This window comes from Streptomyces sp. YIM 121038, assembly GCF_006088715.1.
Taxonomy (GTDB): domain Bacteria; phylum Actinomycetota; class Actinomycetes; order Streptomycetales; family Streptomycetaceae; genus Streptomyces.
Map to the genome: position 1 here is coordinate 7,882,457 of NZ_CP030771.1, position 15,329 is coordinate 7,897,785.

Below are 15,329 nucleotides of genomic sequence, written 5' to 3' on the forward strand. Positions count from 1 at the left end.
GTCAGGTGCCGGGCTCGGCCCGCCGGGCGCGGGCGGGCGCGGGCGTGGCGCCGCCCAGGCGGTGGTAGTCGGTCTTGCCGTTGGCGTTGCGCGGCAGCTCGTCGAGGCAGGTGGCGGTGCGCGGCAGCATGTAGCGGGGCAGGTGCTCGGCGCAGTGCCGCTTCAGCTCGATGAGGCCGGGGCGCGGGGTGCGGCCGGTGAGCGTGAAGTACAGGGCGACACCGGTCTCGCCGCCGCGGGTCTCGGCGACGACGGCGGCCTGGGCGACGCCGGGGTGGCGCAGCACCGCGGCCTCGATCTCGCCCAGCTCCACGCGGTAGCCGGCGAGCTTGACCATGCGGTCCTTGCGGCCGCGGTAGACGAGGCTCGCGCCGTCGTAGCCGACCAGGTCGCCGGTGGCGTGGCGGCCCACGCGGTGCTCGGCGGCGGCGGGCTCGGACTCGCGGCGCCAGTAGCCGGGCGTGACGCAGTCGCCCTCGACGATCAGTTCGCCGAACGCGTCCGGGCCGGTCACGGCCCGCCCGTCGGCGTCGACGACGGACACCACGGCGCCGGGCAGCGGGGTGCCGATGGGCACGGGTTCCTGCCGGGACAGATCGCTCGGGCGCACGCGGTGGCGGGTGCAGACGTTCGTCTCCGTCGGCCCGTACAGGTTGTAGAGCACCACGTCGTCGGGCAACAGCGCGGCCAGCGCCCGCAGTTGGGCGATGGGGAACACCTCGCCCGCGAACAGGACGTACCGCAGGCCCCGTACGGTCTCGGGGGTGAGCGCGCCCGACACCGTGAGCAGGTGCAGGACCGACGGCACCGAGTACCACACGGTGACGCCGTGCTCGCGGATGCCCGCCGCGAGCGCGCCCACGTCACGGGTCTGCCCGTCCGGCACGATCCACACGGCCGCGCCCACGGACAGGGCCGTGAACAGGTCGAACGTGGACAGGTCGAAGTTGAACGAGGCGTGGCCCGCGAAGACGTCCCCGGGGCCGACGGCCAGCTCCTCGCGGGCCCAGCGGATGAAGGCCGCCAGGTTCCGGTAGCTGATCCGCACCCCCTTGGGCGTGCCGGTCGAGCCGGAGGTGTAGAGGAGCGCGGCGAGGTCGTCGCGCTCCAGCGGCGGCAGCAGCACGACGCGCCCGGCGGCGGACGCGGTGAAGGCGGCCCAGGTGTGCGCACGGCCCGGGGCGGAGGCCCCCGCGGGGGTACCCTCCTGCGCGCCCTCCTCTTCCTCGTCGGCGAGCACGATCACCCGTACGGAGGGCGGCAGTTGACCGCCGCTCAGGGCGGCCAGGCGGCGGCGGTCCGTGAAGAGGGCCACCGGCTCGGCGTCCGCGAGGATCGTCGCCACGCGGGCCACCGGCTGCCCGCCGTCGAGCGGCACGTACGCGCAGCCCGCGTGCAGCGCGCCGAGGATGGCCTCCGCGTAGCGCGGCTGTTTGTCCAGCCAGATCGCCACCCGGTCGCCGACCGCCGCGCCGAGGCCGAGCAGGCCCGAGGCGACGGCCGCGACGTGCGCCGCGAACGCGCCGTAGGTACGCGGCCGGGCGCCCACGAAGGCGGGCCGCGCGGCCCGCTCGGCGTCCAGCGGCCACGGCTTGCGGATCAGGGCGACGTCACCGAGCGCGCCGTCGCCCGTCGGCGGGGGCTCGGCGGTGTGCGCGGCCCGGGTCCCGGTCGGCATCGCGCTCACCCCGCCGACGGCAGCACGCCGACCTCGCGGGCGGCCTCGACGAAGATGTCCGCCGCGGCCACGAGGTCCTCGCGCGTGTGCTCGCAGGTGACGCTGATCCGCAGCCGCGCGTCGCCGAGCGGCACCCCGGGGAAGACCACCGTCTGGCAGAACAGGCCGCGCGCCCGCACCGCGCGGCCCATCTCCATGGCCTTGCGCTCGTCGCCGATGACCAGCGGCAGGATCGCGCTCTCGGTGTTCTCCAGGTCGAAGCCCGCCTCGACGAGCCGCCGGTGCAGGAAGCGGATGTTGGACCACAGCAGATCCACGCGCCCCGGTTCGGCCTCGATGACGTCGAGCGCGGCGATGAGCCCGGCGGCGACGCCCGCGGGGATGTTGGCGGCGAACACGTACGAATGGGAGTAGTACCGCAGGTACTCGATGACCTCGTGCTCGCCGACGACGAAGCCGCCCATGCCCGCGAGGGCCTTGCTCATCGTGCCGAGCTCCAGGTCGACCTCGCCCTTGAGGCCGAAGTGCTCGGTGGTGCCGGTGCCGCGCGCGCCGAGCACGCCCGTCGCGTGCGCGTCGTCGACCATGACGCGGGCGCCGTACTCCTGGCCCAGCCGCACGATCTGCGGCAGGTCACAGACGTCGCCGTGCATGCTGAACACGCCGTCGGCGACGATGAGCGCGCCGCCCGAGCGGTCGTCGCGCCGCTTGAGGATGCGCTCCAGGTCCGCCATGTCGTTGTGCTGGTAGATCTTGCGGACGCCGCCGGAGAGCCGGGCGCCGTCGACGATGCTCATGTGGTTGAGCTTGTCGACGACCAGCGTGTCGTAGCTCTTCACCAGCGCCGAGATGGCGCCGAGGTTCGCGGCGTACCCGCCGGGATAGACGATGCACGCCGGGCGGCCCTTGAACGCGGCGAGGCGTCGCTCCAGCTCCTTGTGGAGCATGTTCGTGCCGCCGACGAAGCGCGATCCGGTGTGGGTCGCGCCGAAGGTGCGGGTGGCGTCGCACACCGCCTCGATGACCTGCGGGTGGTTGGCGAGCCCCAGGTAGTTGTTGGAGGCGAACATCAGGAACTCGCGCTTGTGCCCGGTGAGTTCGTCCAGGATGAGCGCCCGGTTGCCGCAGCGCGAGTGCAGCGGCATCCCGTACCAGTAGAGGTGCTCGGCCTCGCGGCCGTGCAGATAGGAGCGGAAGCTGCGGGCCTTGGCGAACAGGTCGGGGTCGCGCTCCTCCACGAAGTCCTTCATGGAGCGTTCGTCCCACTGGGTAGAACGTTCGTTACAGTCCCCGACTTGTTCGTCGTCCGCCGCCGTGCCGTCGACGAAGGGCCGCAGCTCGGCGATCAGGGCGCGCAGCGAGGGCGCCGTGACCGTGCCCGCCAGATGGTCGGGCAGGCCCAGGTCGCGGGCGCTGTCCGCGACGACGGACACGAGCACCACCGAGTCGATGCCCAGCTCGCCCTCGAAGTCGGCGTCCAGGGGCAGCTGTTCACGGCTGTACTGGGTGTGGCGCATGGCGGCGCCCACGACGGCCTCGGTGAGCGGGTCGCCGGTGGCGTCGGCCGGGGGTGGTGCGGCGGGCGGCGCCGCGCCCGCGAGCGCCTCCTCGACGGCCGCCACGAGCTCCCGGAGGGTCGCGAGCCCGGTGGGCAGCTCCACGGCGAGGGCGAAGCGCTCCCGTACCGCGGCGAGGATCGACTCGAAGATGACGGAGTCGATGCCGAGTTCGGCCTCGAAGTGGCTCTCGGGCAGCAGGTACGACGCGTCGTACAGCGTCCGCGAGGCCACGATGTCCACGATCTGCCGGTGCACGCTGCTCATCGCACGGCCTCCCCCTCGGGCCTGGCCGTCTCCCGCAGCCGGTCGACGAGCGCGGCGATCGCGTCGACGGTGCGGAAGTTCGCCGGGGAGATCTCCCGCAGCGGCACGGTGATGCGGAAGTCGGTCTGGAGGTAGTGCACGAGGTCGAAGATCCCGGCCGAGTCGATGATGTTCAGCTCGGCGATGGGGACCTGCGCGTCGAGCCCCTCGGCGTCGCCGTCGAGCCAGACGTCGGCGATGTAGTTGATGATCGACTGCTGGGTGCTCATGGCCGTCCTAGGCTCGCTCTGCGGTGGTCGCCGACGCCGCGGGGGCGCTCGCGCGCGCGATCAGAGCGGCGACCGCGGCGATCGTGTCGCCCGGCGACGCCGCGTCCTCCGCGATGTCGGCCTTGAACTCGGACTGGATCACCAGGAGCAGCTCGACCAGGAACAGCGAGTCCATGTCGAGGTCCTCGAACTTGGTGTCGGGACCGATCTCCGCGCGGTCCACCTCGAAACGGTCGACCAGGAGGTCGACCAGCCTGTCGTACGTCGCGCTCATGCGGTTCTCCCTCTGTGTTCACGTGCCCGGGCCGTGCGTGCGCGGGCCCCGGGCCGTCAGGCGCGGTCGAGCCGCGGCCAGGTCAGTACCGTCGAGCCCCAGGTGAGCCCGCCGCCGAAGGCGGTCAGCAGGACCCGCCCGCCCGCCGTCAGGACGCCGTCCGCGTGCGCCTGGTCCAGGGCCAGCGGGATGGAGGCGGCGGCCGTGTTGCCGACCTCGGCGATGTTGCTGAAGCAGCGCTGCCGGGGAATGCCGACCTCGTCGGCCACGTGGTTGGTGATGCGCAGGTTGGCCTGGTGGCCGACCAGATGGTCCACGTCGCCGGGGAGCAGTCCGGCCCGGTCGAGGACGGCGCGCGCCGACGCGGACATCCGCCGCACCGCGTGCCGGAACACCTCCTTGCCGTCCATCGCGAAGTACTGCTCGCGCGCCGCGGGCACCACCCCGGACAGGCGCTGGCGCGAGCCGCCCGCGGGCACCGTGATCAGGTCCTCGCGGCCGCCGTCGCTGCCCAGGTCGAACGGGCCGAGCGCGCCCGGCTCCGCGGCCTCGCCCGCGCGCAGGAGCACCGCGCCCGCGCCGTCGCCGAAGATGACGGCCGTGGAGCGGTCGTCCGGGTCGAGCAGCGTGGAGAACGTCTCCGCGCCGATCACCAGGACCCGGTCGGCCGCGCCCGCCGCGATCAGGCCCGCCGCGCTCGCCAGGGCGTAGACGAACCCCGTGCAGACCGCCGACACGTCGAAGGCGGCGGCCCCGGTCAGACCGAGCCGCGCCGCCACGACCGGCGCCGTCGCCGGACACGGCCGGTCCGGGGTGGTGGTGGCGAGCAGCACGGCGTCGGCGTCGGGATGGCCCGAGGACTTGAGGGCCTCGGCGCCCGCGCCGACCGCGAGGTCGGAGGTGGCGGTGCCGGCCGGGGCGAAGTAGCGCTGCCGGATGCCCGTGCGCGAGCGGATCCACGCGTCCGAGCTGTCGAGGCGCTCGGCCAGCTCGTCGTTCGTGACGGCGGTCGGCGGCAGACAGCCGCCCACTCCGGCGAGGACCGCGGCCCGGTGCGGCGGCGGGTGGCTCGGTGGCGGTGCGGTCACGCGTGCTCCTCGGTCTCGTCTGGTACGCCGACGGCGGGGACGGCTCGTCCGGTACGCCGGCGGCGGGACGCCTCGTCGGGTAGCCCGGCGGCGGGACGCCTCGTCCGGTACGCCGACGGCAGGCGCTGAAGCTGACGTCGAGTCTCGCGGGGCGGGCTGACGGGACGGGGCCGCCCGTGCTGACGGCCCGCTGACCGCTCGCTGATCGCCCCCGCCCGGGGCGCGCCACCGCGGCCGGGTGCCCGCGCGGTCAGCCGTCCGTCAGCGCCGTACGCGGTCCCCGGTCAGCCACGGCCCGCAGACTCGACCGCAAGCGACCGAGAGGTGGGGCGCATCCGATGGGCACCACGTACGCAGGACCGGCCATCCGGCCCGACGGACAGGACGGACACGACGGGGCCCCCGGACTCGACGGGGCCGCCGGGTACGAGGCCGCCGGGGTGCCGCGGTGACGGCGGCCGTGCCCGGTGACGGCGGCCCCGCACCGGCCGGGCCCGCGCGCCCGCTGCCCGGCGACCCCGTCGAGCACCCCATCCCGCGTCTCGCCACCGGCGCCGCGTCCCCCGAGGGCGACGCCGTGGTGGTGACCGGGGTGGGGCTCGTCACCGCCGCCGGGATCGGGGCCGCCGCCACCTGGGCGGGGGTCTGCGCGGGCGAGTCCGCGGCGGCCCGCGACCCGGCGCTCGCGGGCCTGCCCGTCGACATCTCCTGCACCGTGCCCGGCTTCTCGCCCCGGCGCCACGTGGGCAGGCGCAGCGCCCTGACGCAGGACCGGTTCAGCCAGCTGTCCGTCGCGGCGGCGCGCGAGGCCGTCGCGGACAGCGGGCTCTCCCCGGCGACCTGGGACGGTGCCCGCGTGGGGGTCGTCGTCGGCTGCGGCCTCGGCGGCGTCGCCACCTGGGAGGCACAGCACCGGCGCCTCCTCGACGACGGACCCAAGGCCGTGTCGGCGCTGCTCGTCCCCATGCTCGTACCGAACATGGTGGCCGGGCACCTGGCGATGGACCTGCGGGCCACCGGGCCCAACTTCGTCACCGCGACGGCCTGCGCGTCCGGCGCCACCGCCATCGGCACCGCGCTCCAGCTGCTGCGCGACGGCAGCTGCGACGTGGTGGTCGCCGGGGGCGGCGAGGCCGGGGTGTCCCCGCTGATGGTGACGGGCTTCGCGCAGATGGGCGCCCTGTCCCGGCGCGTCGACGAACCCGCGGCCGCATCCCGTCCGTTCGACCGGGACCGGGACGGCTTCGTCATCGGCGAGGGCAGCGGCATGCTCGTCCTGGAGCGCGCCGCCGACGCCCGCGCGCGCGGCGCGGCCGTGCGGGCCCGCCTCGCCGGGTACGGCGCGTCGGCCGACGCGTACCACCTGACGGCCCCCGACCCGCGGGGCACCGGTGTCCTGCTCGCCCTGCGCACGGCCCTCGCCCGCGCGGGCGTGATGCCCGACGAGGTCGACCACGTCAACGCGCACGGCACGTCCACGCCCCTGAACGACGCCGCGGAGGCCGCCGTGCTGCGCAAGTTCCTCGGCACGGGCCCCGCCGTCACCTCCACCAAGGGCGTCCTCGGTCACACCCTCGGCGCGGCCGGGGCGATCGAGGCCGCGCTCACCGTCCTCGCCGTGCAGCACGGCACGGTCCCGCCGACCGCCAACCTCCGCCACCAGGACCCCGACATCGACCTGGACGTCGTCACCGGCGCCCCGCGCGAGCGCCCCGTCCGGGTCGCCGTCAGCAACTCCTTCGGCTTCGGCGGCCAGAACGCGGTCCTGGTGGTGACGGCGGCGTGAGCCCGGCCGCCCGCGAAGGCCGGAAAGGGGCGGGCCGCCCGGCCGCGGCCGGAGGAGACTCACTCTCGTGTCCGGCCGGAACCTGCTGCTCCAGCGCGTCCTCGGCGTCCTCTACGTCCTCGCGGGACTCGCCAAGTTCGTCCCGGGGGTCGAGTCGGTCGAAGGCCGCCTCGACGCCGCCGCCGACGCCAACGAAGGACTCGCCGTCCTCGGGCCGCTCAGCGACCGCCTCGCCGCGCACCCGACCGCCGTCGCCGCCCTCGTCGGCGTGGCGATGGCCGCCAGCGGCGCCGTCCTCGTGGCCGACCGGGACCGGCGCCTCGTCGTCGCGGCCCTGGGGGCCCAACTGGCCCTCATCGCCTGCTTCGTGGCGGTCCTGGTCACCAGCGTCCCGGAGATCCTCCTCTTCGACGCGGCCTTCGTGGCCGCGGGCGGACGGCTCCTCCTGGTCCACGCGCGCGTCCACACCCGCAGGACACCCGAGTGAGGGCACCCCATGACCCTTCGGCACCCCCCGGCCTTCCCGCTGCCGCACGCCGGGCTCGACGACCTGGAGCGGCGGGTGCGGCACGCGCTGCGCACCGCCGACGACAGCGCGCTCGACGTGCTCGGCCACGGCGAGATCACCCTCGTCCTGCGACTGCGCACCGACGCGGGCTCCTTCGCCTGCAAACGCCTGCCCGCCTTCCCCGACCGGGCCCGCTTCGACCGCTACCGGGAGGGCCTCGACGCGTATCTGCGCCGCCTCGCCGACCGCGGGCTCACCGTCGCGCCCACCGAGGTGTGGCACACCCCCGGCCCCGGGGGGCGGGTCGTCGCGTACTGCGTCCAGCGCGAACTGCCGCCCGAGCGGCTGTGCTCCCGCCTGCTGCACACCGAGGACGAGGCCTGGGCGAAGGGCTTCTTCGCCCGCTTCCTCGACCGCGTCGACGCCGCCGTCGGCCCCACCACGGGCCTGGACGCGCAGGCCTCCAACTGGATCGACACCGACGGCGAACTGACCTACCTGGACGTCACCACGCCGCTCATGCGCGACGCGCGGGGGCGCGAGGAGCTCGACGTACGCCTGTTCTTCACCTCGCTGCCGTGGATCCTGCGCGACGCCGTCCGCCTGGCCATGGCCAAGTCGATCTTCGACAAGTTCTACGAGACCCGCGGGGTGCTCCTGGACTTCCTCGGCAACCTCCACAAGGAACGCCTGGGCGCGCTCGTCCCCGCCTTCCTGGAGCAGGCCAACGCCCGTCTGGCCACGCCACTCACCGCCGCCGAGGTCGCCGCCTACTACCGCGACGACGCCCGCATGTGGGAACTGATCCAGCGGCTCCGCGCCGCCGACCGGTTCTGGCACCGCAAGGTCCGGCGCCGGACGTACCCGTTCCTGCTGCCGCCGCCCGTGGACCGCTGACCCTCGCCGCCGAGGGGACCGGGGGAGACCCGAGGAGTGCCACACCCATGACCGCTGACCGGACCCGAGCGCCCCGTACGGCCGCCCACGCCGTGCCCGCACAGCCGGGCTTCGAGGCCGCCCTCGACGAGGCCGTGCGCGTCGCCGCGCTCAGCCCCTCCTCCCACAACTGCCAGCCCTGGGGCGTGGCCTGGGCCAGAGGGGACGGCGCCCGGGCCGCCGCCGCACGGGCCGCGGGCGGGACGGCGGAGGCCGCCGACCAGTACCTCGTCCTCGCCCTCGACCGCGAGCGCCGGCTGCGCGCGCTGCCCGCCCTGCACGTGGAGATGCTGGTCAGCTGCGGCGCGTACGCGCAGCTCCTGCTCCGGGCCCTCGGCGCGCGGGGGTGGACCGTGGACGCCCTGCGGTACGCGCCCGGCGCCCTTGCGGGGCCCCTGGCCGCCGACTGGCCGTGGGCGCGGCCGGGCCCCGCCGCCTGGCCGCGGACCTGGGCGCCGCTGTGCGTGGCACGGCTGCGCCACGAGGCCGGGGGAGCGGCCGAGGACCCGCGTGCCCTGCAAGCCGCCGCCGCGGCACGGCGCACCCACCGCGCGCCCTACCGCCGTGAGCCCGTCGCGCCCGAGGTCCTGGACCGCCTGGCGGCGCCGACGGGCACCGCCGTCGCGCGGGACGCGGACGTCGCCGTGCGCCATCTGACGTCGGACGCCGACCGCGCCGCGCTCGCCGCCTTCGTGGCCCGGCACGCCGGACGGGACTTCAGCCACGGCCCCGCCTGGCAGGAGACACACTCCTACCTGCGGTTCAGCGCCGCCGACGCGGCGGCGCACGGGGACGGCTTCACGCTCAAGGAGCTGTTCGGGCCGCTGCCTTGGCCGCACGAGCGGGCGCGGCGGCTCGCGCTCGCGCCCACGACGATGCGGCTGCTGCGGCACGTCGGCTACCCCGGTCTGCTCGCCCGGCAGCTCGCGCGCATCGTGCGCCCCACGCCCGCCCTCACCGTCCTGAGCCTCACCGGTACGCGGCCGCCGACGCTCGCGGACGGTGTCAAGGGCGGCGCACGAGTGGCCGATTACTGGCTGGCCGCCACCGGGGCGGGACTCGCCTTGCACCCCATCAGCGCCGTCCTTCAGCACGACGACCTGCGGCGCGCCCTGGAGGATCAGTTCCGCATTCCGGGACAGGCGATATTCCTCAGCAGGCTGGGCCGCCCCACCACGGGTGTATCGGCCTTCCCGCGCTCGCACCGTCGCCCCGCACACGCGCCCCTGCGGACGATCTGAGTTTTCCCCCGCGAGGTTTCGAGCCATTTTCATGCTTCTTCCAATAAAGCTCCCACGGACGCCAGTTGCGCGCACATACTGTTGCAGTGCGGACGGAATATTCCGCGTCCACGTGCCTGCACCGATTCCGGAGAGGAGACGCGGCGGCCCGGGGTGAAGCGCACCATCGAAGAGCAGCCGGGTCCGATAGCGCGCAGCAGCGACGAGGGGTACCCGAAGGCACATGGTCGTGTCATTCAAAAGGGGGCGGCGAGATGGGCTACTGCTGCAGGGGGCACCTGCCGGACGCGGGCACGAGGCCGGTGCGGCCGGCCCGCGCGGGCGTGATGCCGTGACATGTGACGCCGTGACACGTGACACCGTGACGAGGGGTGCGGCCCGGCCCGCCCGGCGCCGCGGCCTCCGCCCGGACCAGATGCGGTGAGGCGGCGAGGCATGAAGATCCGCGTCCTGGTGTGCTGCGATGAGTCGATCATGTCCGCCGCGATGCGCGCGCTGCTCGACCAGCAGCCCGACATCGAGGTCATGGGCTTCACCACCGGCCGTGAATCCGCCGCGGCCGTCGCCGAACTGGCGCCCCACGTCATGATCGTGGTGGCTCCCGCGCTCGGCTTCGAGGACAAGAGCGAGCTGGCGGAGCTGGCCGCCCTGACCAAGATCATATTGATCACCAAGGCCGAGTCCGCGCACCGCTCCGTCGAGGCCCTGTGCATCGGCGTCCGCGCGGTCCTCGCCCCGGACTCCTCGGCGGACGACCTGATCCACGTGCTGCGCACGGTCAGCGCGGGCGCCACGATGGTGATGCCCGCCGCCGCCCGGCGCACCCTGGAGCGCCTGCCGCAGCAGGGGATGTCCCGCCGCTCGGCGCGCATGGCGGCGGACCTCACCCCCCGCGAGTCCGAGGTGATGGTGCTCCTTGCCCAGGGCAAGTCGAACGCCGAGGTCGCCGAGAAGCTCTCGGTGTCCATGGCGACCGTCAGATCCCATGTCCACCACGTGCTCCGAAAGCTGGGTGTCGGCACACGCGCCCAGGCCGTTGCCATTGCTTATGAAACCGGATTGATGGCGGCAATTGGGCGGACCGCTGAATTCCGCGGCCAAGAAGGATGAACGGGCCGGGTGTTCGCATCCGGGAGTCCCGGATGCGGCCGCCGCGGATCCAGGAGTCGAGCGGTATTCACCGGAGGCTGCTTTTCCGGTTCCCGGATCCCCTGCCGTGGGTCCGCTAAATCATTCGGCCCGGTAACCTGCTCCCACCCGTTCCCCGGACCACTCGTCGACCACGGCGGCCATCTTCTCGAAATCGGCGACAAGCCGGCGGAATGGTTCCGATCGCACATCCCGTTCGAACTCCGCCGCGCTGGTCACCTCGATGATCTCGAAGTACTCGACGGCGCCGCCGCCCTCGCCCGAGGCGCGGCGCTGCACGCCGAACGCGCGGACAGCGGGCAGTTCCGGACAGGTCGCGTAGTCCACGTCCCGCACCCAGGACTCGAAGCGCTCCGGCGCCACGCCGTCGTGCAGCCGGATGCGGTGAACGATGACCGCCATGGTGGGGCGTCCTCTCTCGACGTCTCGGGACCACGGTGTCCCGTCTCGATGTCTCGCGATGTCCCGGGACCACGGTGTCCCGGCTCAGCGGCGGGTGCCCGCGCGGCGGCTGCCGCCCAGGCCGAGCGCCCGCGCGATGTTGTTCTTCTGGATCTCATTGGTGCCGGAGAAGATGCGCGAGGGCAGGGCGTCCCGCAGCAGCGTCTCCGCCTCTCCGCTCAACACCCCGAGTGCGCCGCGCAGTTGGACGGCGTCCAAGCCGACGCGCACGGCCGCCTCGCTCACCGCGAGCTTCGCGAGCGCGGGCGCCACCTCGTCCTCGCTGCCCCGCGCCAGCCCCCACGCCGCCTTGTACAGCAGGAGCCGCGCCGACTCCACCGCGAGCGTCATGTCGACGACGCGGTGGCTCACCGCCTGGAAGCCGCCGATCGGCACCCCGAACTGCTCGCGCTGACCCGCGTACGCGACGGTGGACTCCAGGACCCGCCGCATCGCGCCGAGGTAGGCCGCGAACAGGCAGGTGCGCTCCCACTTCATGGAGCCCGCGAACACGCTCGCGCCCGCCCCCTCGGCGCCGAGCACGGCGCTCGCGGGCACCACGCAGCCGTCCAGGCGCACATCGGCGGTCGGCGAACCGCGCAGGCCCACCTTGTCGTACGGCGGACCCACCGTGAGACCCGGAGTGTCCGCCTCCACGACGAAGGCGGTGAGGCCGAAGTACCCGCCGCCCGGCGCCGTCGCCGCCTGCACCACGAAGACGTCGGCGACCGGCGCGTTCGTCGTGAACGCCTTCGCCCCGTCGAGCACGTACGCGTCGCCGTCGCGCACCGCGCGGGTGCGCAGCGCGAGGGTGTCCGATCCGGCCTCCGGCTCGGTGATGCCGTGCGCGGCGATCCGCTCGCCCGAGCACAGCGCGGGCAGCAGGGCCCGCTTCTGCTCCTCGGTGCCGAACTCCACGACCGGCATCACCGCCGCGAACAGGTGCGCCGCCACGGAGAAGGCGAAGCCCGTGTCCGGGCAGCCGTAGCCGAGCGCCTCCATCACCGCGGCCGCCGTCACCGCGTCGAGGCCGCTGCCGCCGTAGCGCTCCGGCACGACGCTGCCGACCAGGCCCTGTTTGCCCGCGAGCTGCCAGCGCCGCCGGAACTCCGCCGGGTCCGGGGCCCCGGCCGCGGGCGGCGGTTCGCCCAGGTCGCGGCGCGCGAACCGCTCGACGGCCGCGCGCATGTCCTCGGTGTCGTCGTCGAAGGCGAAGTTCATCGCGGTCCGGACCCCTTCTCGTGCCTCGCGTGGCGTGTCTGGTCCTCCTCGACGAGGACGTGGTAGTTGATGCCGCCGGTGCCGAAGGAGCTGACGGCCGCGCGCCGCGGCCTGCCGGGCGGGCGCGGCCACGGCTCGGCCCGGGTGGCGATCTCGGCCGGGATGGCGGCGAGCCCGAGCGCCGGATTCAGCGTGCGCAACAGGGTGTTGGGCGGCAGCGTGCCCGCCCGCAGCGCGAGCAGCGTGCGCAGCAGGCCCGCGCTGCCCGCCGCCGCGAAGGTGTGCCCGAAGAACGACTTCGCCGAGCCGATGCGCAGCGCGCCCGCGCGCGGGCCGCCCGCGTAGAGCCGGGCCGCTGCGGCGATCTCGACCCGGTCGCCCACCTTGGTGCCGGTGCCGTGCGCCTCCAGGTAGTCCACGGTGCAGGGCTCGAAGTCGACCTGGGCGAAGGCGCGCTGCATGGCCCGCACCTGGCCCGCGACGTCCGGGGCGATCAGCGACTTGGCGTCGTTCGAGGCGCCGACGGCGCGGATCACCCCGTGCACGGTGTCCCCGTCGCGCCGCGCGTCCTCGTACCGCTTCAGCAGGAAGAGCCCGCAGCCGTCGCCCGGTGTGAACCCGTCGGCGGCCGCGTCGAACGGCGCGTTCCTGCTGTGCGAGAGCAGCCCGAGCGCGGAGCACAGGACCATGTCCCGGGTGGTGCAGGCCAGTTCGACGCCGCCCGCGACGGCGAAGTCGGCGGTGCCCGAGCGCAGCGCGCCCACGGCGACGTCGAGGGCGGCCAGGGAGGACGCGCAGGCCGCCTCCACCGCGAGCGGCACCGCGCCGAGGCCGTACTCGTTGGCGAGCAGCGCGGCCACGCCGCTGGCCAGACAGCCGTCGAGCAGGGCGGGCGACGGCTCGGCCGCGCTGTCCCCGGTCCGCTCGCGCAGCCGCTCCAGGAGCTTCTTCTTGCGCAGCGCCGAGAGTCCGTCGAGCGCGGGCAGCGCCGCGACGGTGTCCTCCAGCCCTGCCAGGAACAGGTCGGTGTGGGCGCGCCGCTCCTTCGTCAGGCCCAGCGTGGTGCCGACGGCGACCACGCCGCGCCCGGTGGGGGCGCGCCGCCCGGCGAACAGCTCCGCCGCGACGTCGAGGGCGAGCCGCTGCGCGCCGTCCATCGCCGCGTACCGCAGCGGCAGCACCGCCAGGTCGTCCGGCGGATCGGCGGGCACCGGCACGTGGCCGCCCTGGTCGGTGTACGAGTGGGTCAGGCTGAGTGAGCCGGGGCAGTGGTAGAGGTCCCGGTCGAGTACGTGGTCCGGCACCGGCCCGATGCGGGTCCGGCCCGAGCCGACGACCCGCCAGAACCCGGCGGCGTCGGGCGCCCCCGCGAACCGGCCGCCGAGCCCGACCACCGCGACCGGCACCGCCCGCGGCCCGCTCCGGGAACGGGCGCGGGGCCCGGCGGGGCCGGGGCCGCGGTGCTCTTCGAGGACGAGGTGGCAGAAGGTCCCCGTCAGGGAGGACCCGTGCACGACGGCCCGGCGCGGCGCCCCGGGGCGCGCGACCCACGCCTCGCCCGCCCGCGCCCGCCGAAAGGGCACCTCCACCGGCTCGGCGTCCCCCACCGGCGGCCCCGGGTAGCGCCCCTCGCGCAGCCCCCGGGCGACCCGGCTCACCGACGCGAGCCCCGCGTGGGCGAACGCCCGGCCGTCGCCCGTGCCGAGCACCACCGCCCCCGGCGCGCGTCCCGCGTGCAGCCGGGCGAGGGCCTCGCGTTCGGCGGCGGCCTCCCGGGGGACCGAGGAGCCCGCGCAGACGACGTACTGGACGGTGTCGGGCTCCGCGCCCGCGGCCCGCAGCGAGTCGGCGGCCGCCTCCTGCCGCAGCGCGACGGAGTGCGAGTGCCGGAAGGTGCCGGGGCGCGGGTCGTGCCGCAGCGTGCAGTCCAGGACGGTGGCGTAGACGCGGTCCCCGTCGCGCACGGCCGTGGAGAGCCGCTTCAGGAGCACGGCGCCGACGCCCTCGACCACGGGGTGGTCCGACGTCTCGCCGGGGCGCGGTGCCGCCCCCGAACCCGGCGCGCGTTCCGCTCCCCCTGCTCCCGCGGACGCGCGCCCGCCGCCGGGGCCGAACCTTCCCTTCGCCGCGAGCGCCTCGGCGACGAACGGGCTCTCGCGCCGCTGCCCGGCCAGGACGAGCACCGCGTCCGACGCCTCGGCGCGCAGCTGGTCCACCGCGTGCGCGAGCGCCACGAACGACGTCGCCTCGGCGGACTCCACCGCGAGCGTGCGGCCGCGCAGCTTGAAGGCGGCGGCGATCCGCGCCGGGATCGTGCTCGCCATCTCGCCCACGCGGTCGTGCGGCGAACCGCCGAGGCGCGGAGCGAGCCGCTCGCGCAGCTCGGCGGCGGCCCGCGCGGCCCGGTCCGGCGTCGCCCCCGCCGCGCGGGCGGCGCGCTCCACCTCGCGGGCGTAGCGGGGGAGTTCGATGCGTACGGCGTTGGCGTGCTGGCGGTCGAGGGCGAAGCAGAGGCCGGTGACGACGTCGGTGCGCTCGGCGGGCAGCGGCCGTTCGGGGTGGCCCGCGTCCGCCAGACAGAGCCGGGCGGCCTCCAGCATGAGCAGCTGCATCCGGTTCATGGACCTGGCCTGCATCGGGGGGATGCCGAACCGGGCGACGTCGACCACGACGTCGTCGAGCCCGTCGGGGTCGAGTTCCGCGAGCCCCACGATCGCGAGGGGCTCGCCGGGCCGCGCGGGAGTGGCCCGGCGGGCTTGCCAATCGGACGTCATGTCGCGGCTGCTCCTGCGGTTGTCGGGATCCCGCTCGAAGAGCGGGAAGGAATGCGCGGCCGCATTCGGGCGGGCACCGTGTGCCTCACCGGGGAAGGCCGCGACGGTGTGGCCGCCGTGGCGGGTGAGGCGGCGAAGGTG

General features: G+C 75.0%; 13 protein-coding genes. 5 read left to right on the forward strand and 8 right to left on the reverse strand.

Features of this window, described 5'->3' with window-relative positions:
• Window position 1: 1 nt before the first annotated feature.
• From C9F11_RS33730 to C9F11_RS33750, 5 genes are read right to left on the reverse strand one after another with little or no spacing between them, the layout of a single operon-like run.
• A complete protein-coding gene (locus C9F11_RS33730) occupies window positions 2-1,678 on the reverse strand; it encodes an amino acid adenylation domain-containing protein (protein ID WP_138962876.1) in 1,677 nt (558 codons plus the stop codon).
• A gap of 5 nt (window positions 1,679-1,683) precedes the next feature.
• Window positions 1,684-3,501 (reverse strand): aminotransferase class I/II-fold pyridoxal phosphate-dependent enzyme, encoded by a 1,818-nt coding sequence (locus C9F11_RS33735; RefSeq protein WP_138962878.1) that lies wholly within the window; start codon window positions 3,499-3,501, stop codon window positions 1,684-1,686.
• The gene (locus C9F11_RS33740; protein WP_138962880.1) at window positions 3,498-3,770 is read right to left on the reverse strand and encodes an acyl carrier protein; all 273 of its coding nucleotides are present in this window, start codon (window positions 3,768-3,770) and stop codon (window positions 3,498-3,500) included. The genes C9F11_RS33735 and C9F11_RS33740 overlap by 4 nt, the downstream gene beginning before the upstream one ends.
• A gap of 7 nt (window positions 3,771-3,777) precedes the next feature.
• Entirely contained in the window at window positions 3,778-4,044 is a 267-nt protein-coding gene (locus C9F11_RS33745; protein ID WP_138962882.1) for a phosphopantetheine-binding protein, read from the reverse strand.
• A 56-nt stretch (window positions 4,045-4,100) separates the two neighbouring features.
• A complete protein-coding gene (locus tag C9F11_RS33750) occupies window positions 4,101-5,132 on the reverse strand; it encodes a beta-ketoacyl-ACP synthase III (protein WP_138962884.1) in 1,032 nt (343 codons plus the stop codon).
• Window positions 5,133-5,709: 577 nt separating this feature from the next.
• Between C9F11_RS33750 and C9F11_RS33755 the strand changes: the two genes are divergently transcribed.
• The 5 genes from C9F11_RS33755 to C9F11_RS33775 all read left to right on the forward strand — a co-directional run bounded on the left by C9F11_RS33755 (window position 5,710) and on the right by C9F11_RS33775 (window position 10,713).
• On the forward strand, window positions 5,710-6,918 hold the full coding sequence (locus tag C9F11_RS33755; protein WP_171076150.1) for a beta-ketoacyl-[acyl-carrier-protein] synthase family protein: 1,209 nt from the start codon (window positions 5,710-5,712) through the stop codon (window positions 6,916-6,918).
• A gap of 67 nt (window positions 6,919-6,985) precedes the next feature.
• A complete protein-coding gene (locus tag C9F11_RS33760; RefSeq protein ID WP_138962886.1) occupies window positions 6,986-7,405 on the forward strand; it encodes a DUF6041 domain-containing protein in 420 nt (139 codons plus the stop codon).
• 9 nt (window positions 7,406-7,414) lie between these two features.
• A complete protein-coding gene (locus tag C9F11_RS33765; protein WP_138962888.1) occupies window positions 7,415-8,323 on the forward strand; it encodes a DUF6206 family protein in 909 nt (302 codons plus the stop codon).
• Window positions 8,324-8,370: 47 nt separating this feature from the next.
• Window positions 8,371-9,603, forward strand: a complete 1,233-nt coding sequence (locus tag C9F11_RS33770) for a RedV protein (RefSeq protein ID WP_212767847.1) — start codon at window positions 8,371-8,373, stop codon at window positions 9,601-9,603.
• A gap of 435 nt (window positions 9,604-10,038) precedes the next feature.
• The gene (locus C9F11_RS33775) at window positions 10,039-10,713 is read left to right on the forward strand and encodes a response regulator transcription factor (protein ID WP_138962890.1); all 675 of its coding nucleotides are present in this window, start codon (window positions 10,039-10,041) and stop codon (window positions 10,711-10,713) included.
• 120 nt (window positions 10,714-10,833) lie between these two features.
• On the opposite strand, the gene C9F11_RS33780 is transcribed toward C9F11_RS33775, so the two are convergent.
• From C9F11_RS33780 to C9F11_RS33790, 3 genes are all read right to left on the reverse strand, one after another.
• Window positions 10,834-11,154, reverse strand: coding sequence for a RedY protein (locus C9F11_RS33780; protein ID WP_138962892.1), 321 nt, complete (start codon window positions 11,152-11,154; stop codon window positions 10,834-10,836).
• Window positions 11,155-11,238: 84 nt separating this feature from the next.
• Window positions 11,239-12,414: an L-prolyl-[peptidyl-carrier protein] dehydrogenase gene (gene redW / locus C9F11_RS33785; RefSeq protein WP_138962894.1), complete on the reverse strand. Its 1,176-nt coding sequence runs from the start codon at window positions 12,412-12,414 to the stop codon at window positions 11,239-11,241.
• Window positions 12,411-15,188 carry a polyketide synthase gene (locus C9F11_RS33790; protein WP_138962896.1) on the reverse strand — a complete coding sequence of 926 codons (2,778 nt, stop codon included), beginning with the start codon at window positions 15,186-15,188 and terminating at the stop codon, window positions 12,411-12,413. Before C9F11_RS33790 ends, redW begins: the two co-directional genes overlap by 4 nt.
• Window positions 15,189-15,329: the final 141 nt, after the last annotated feature.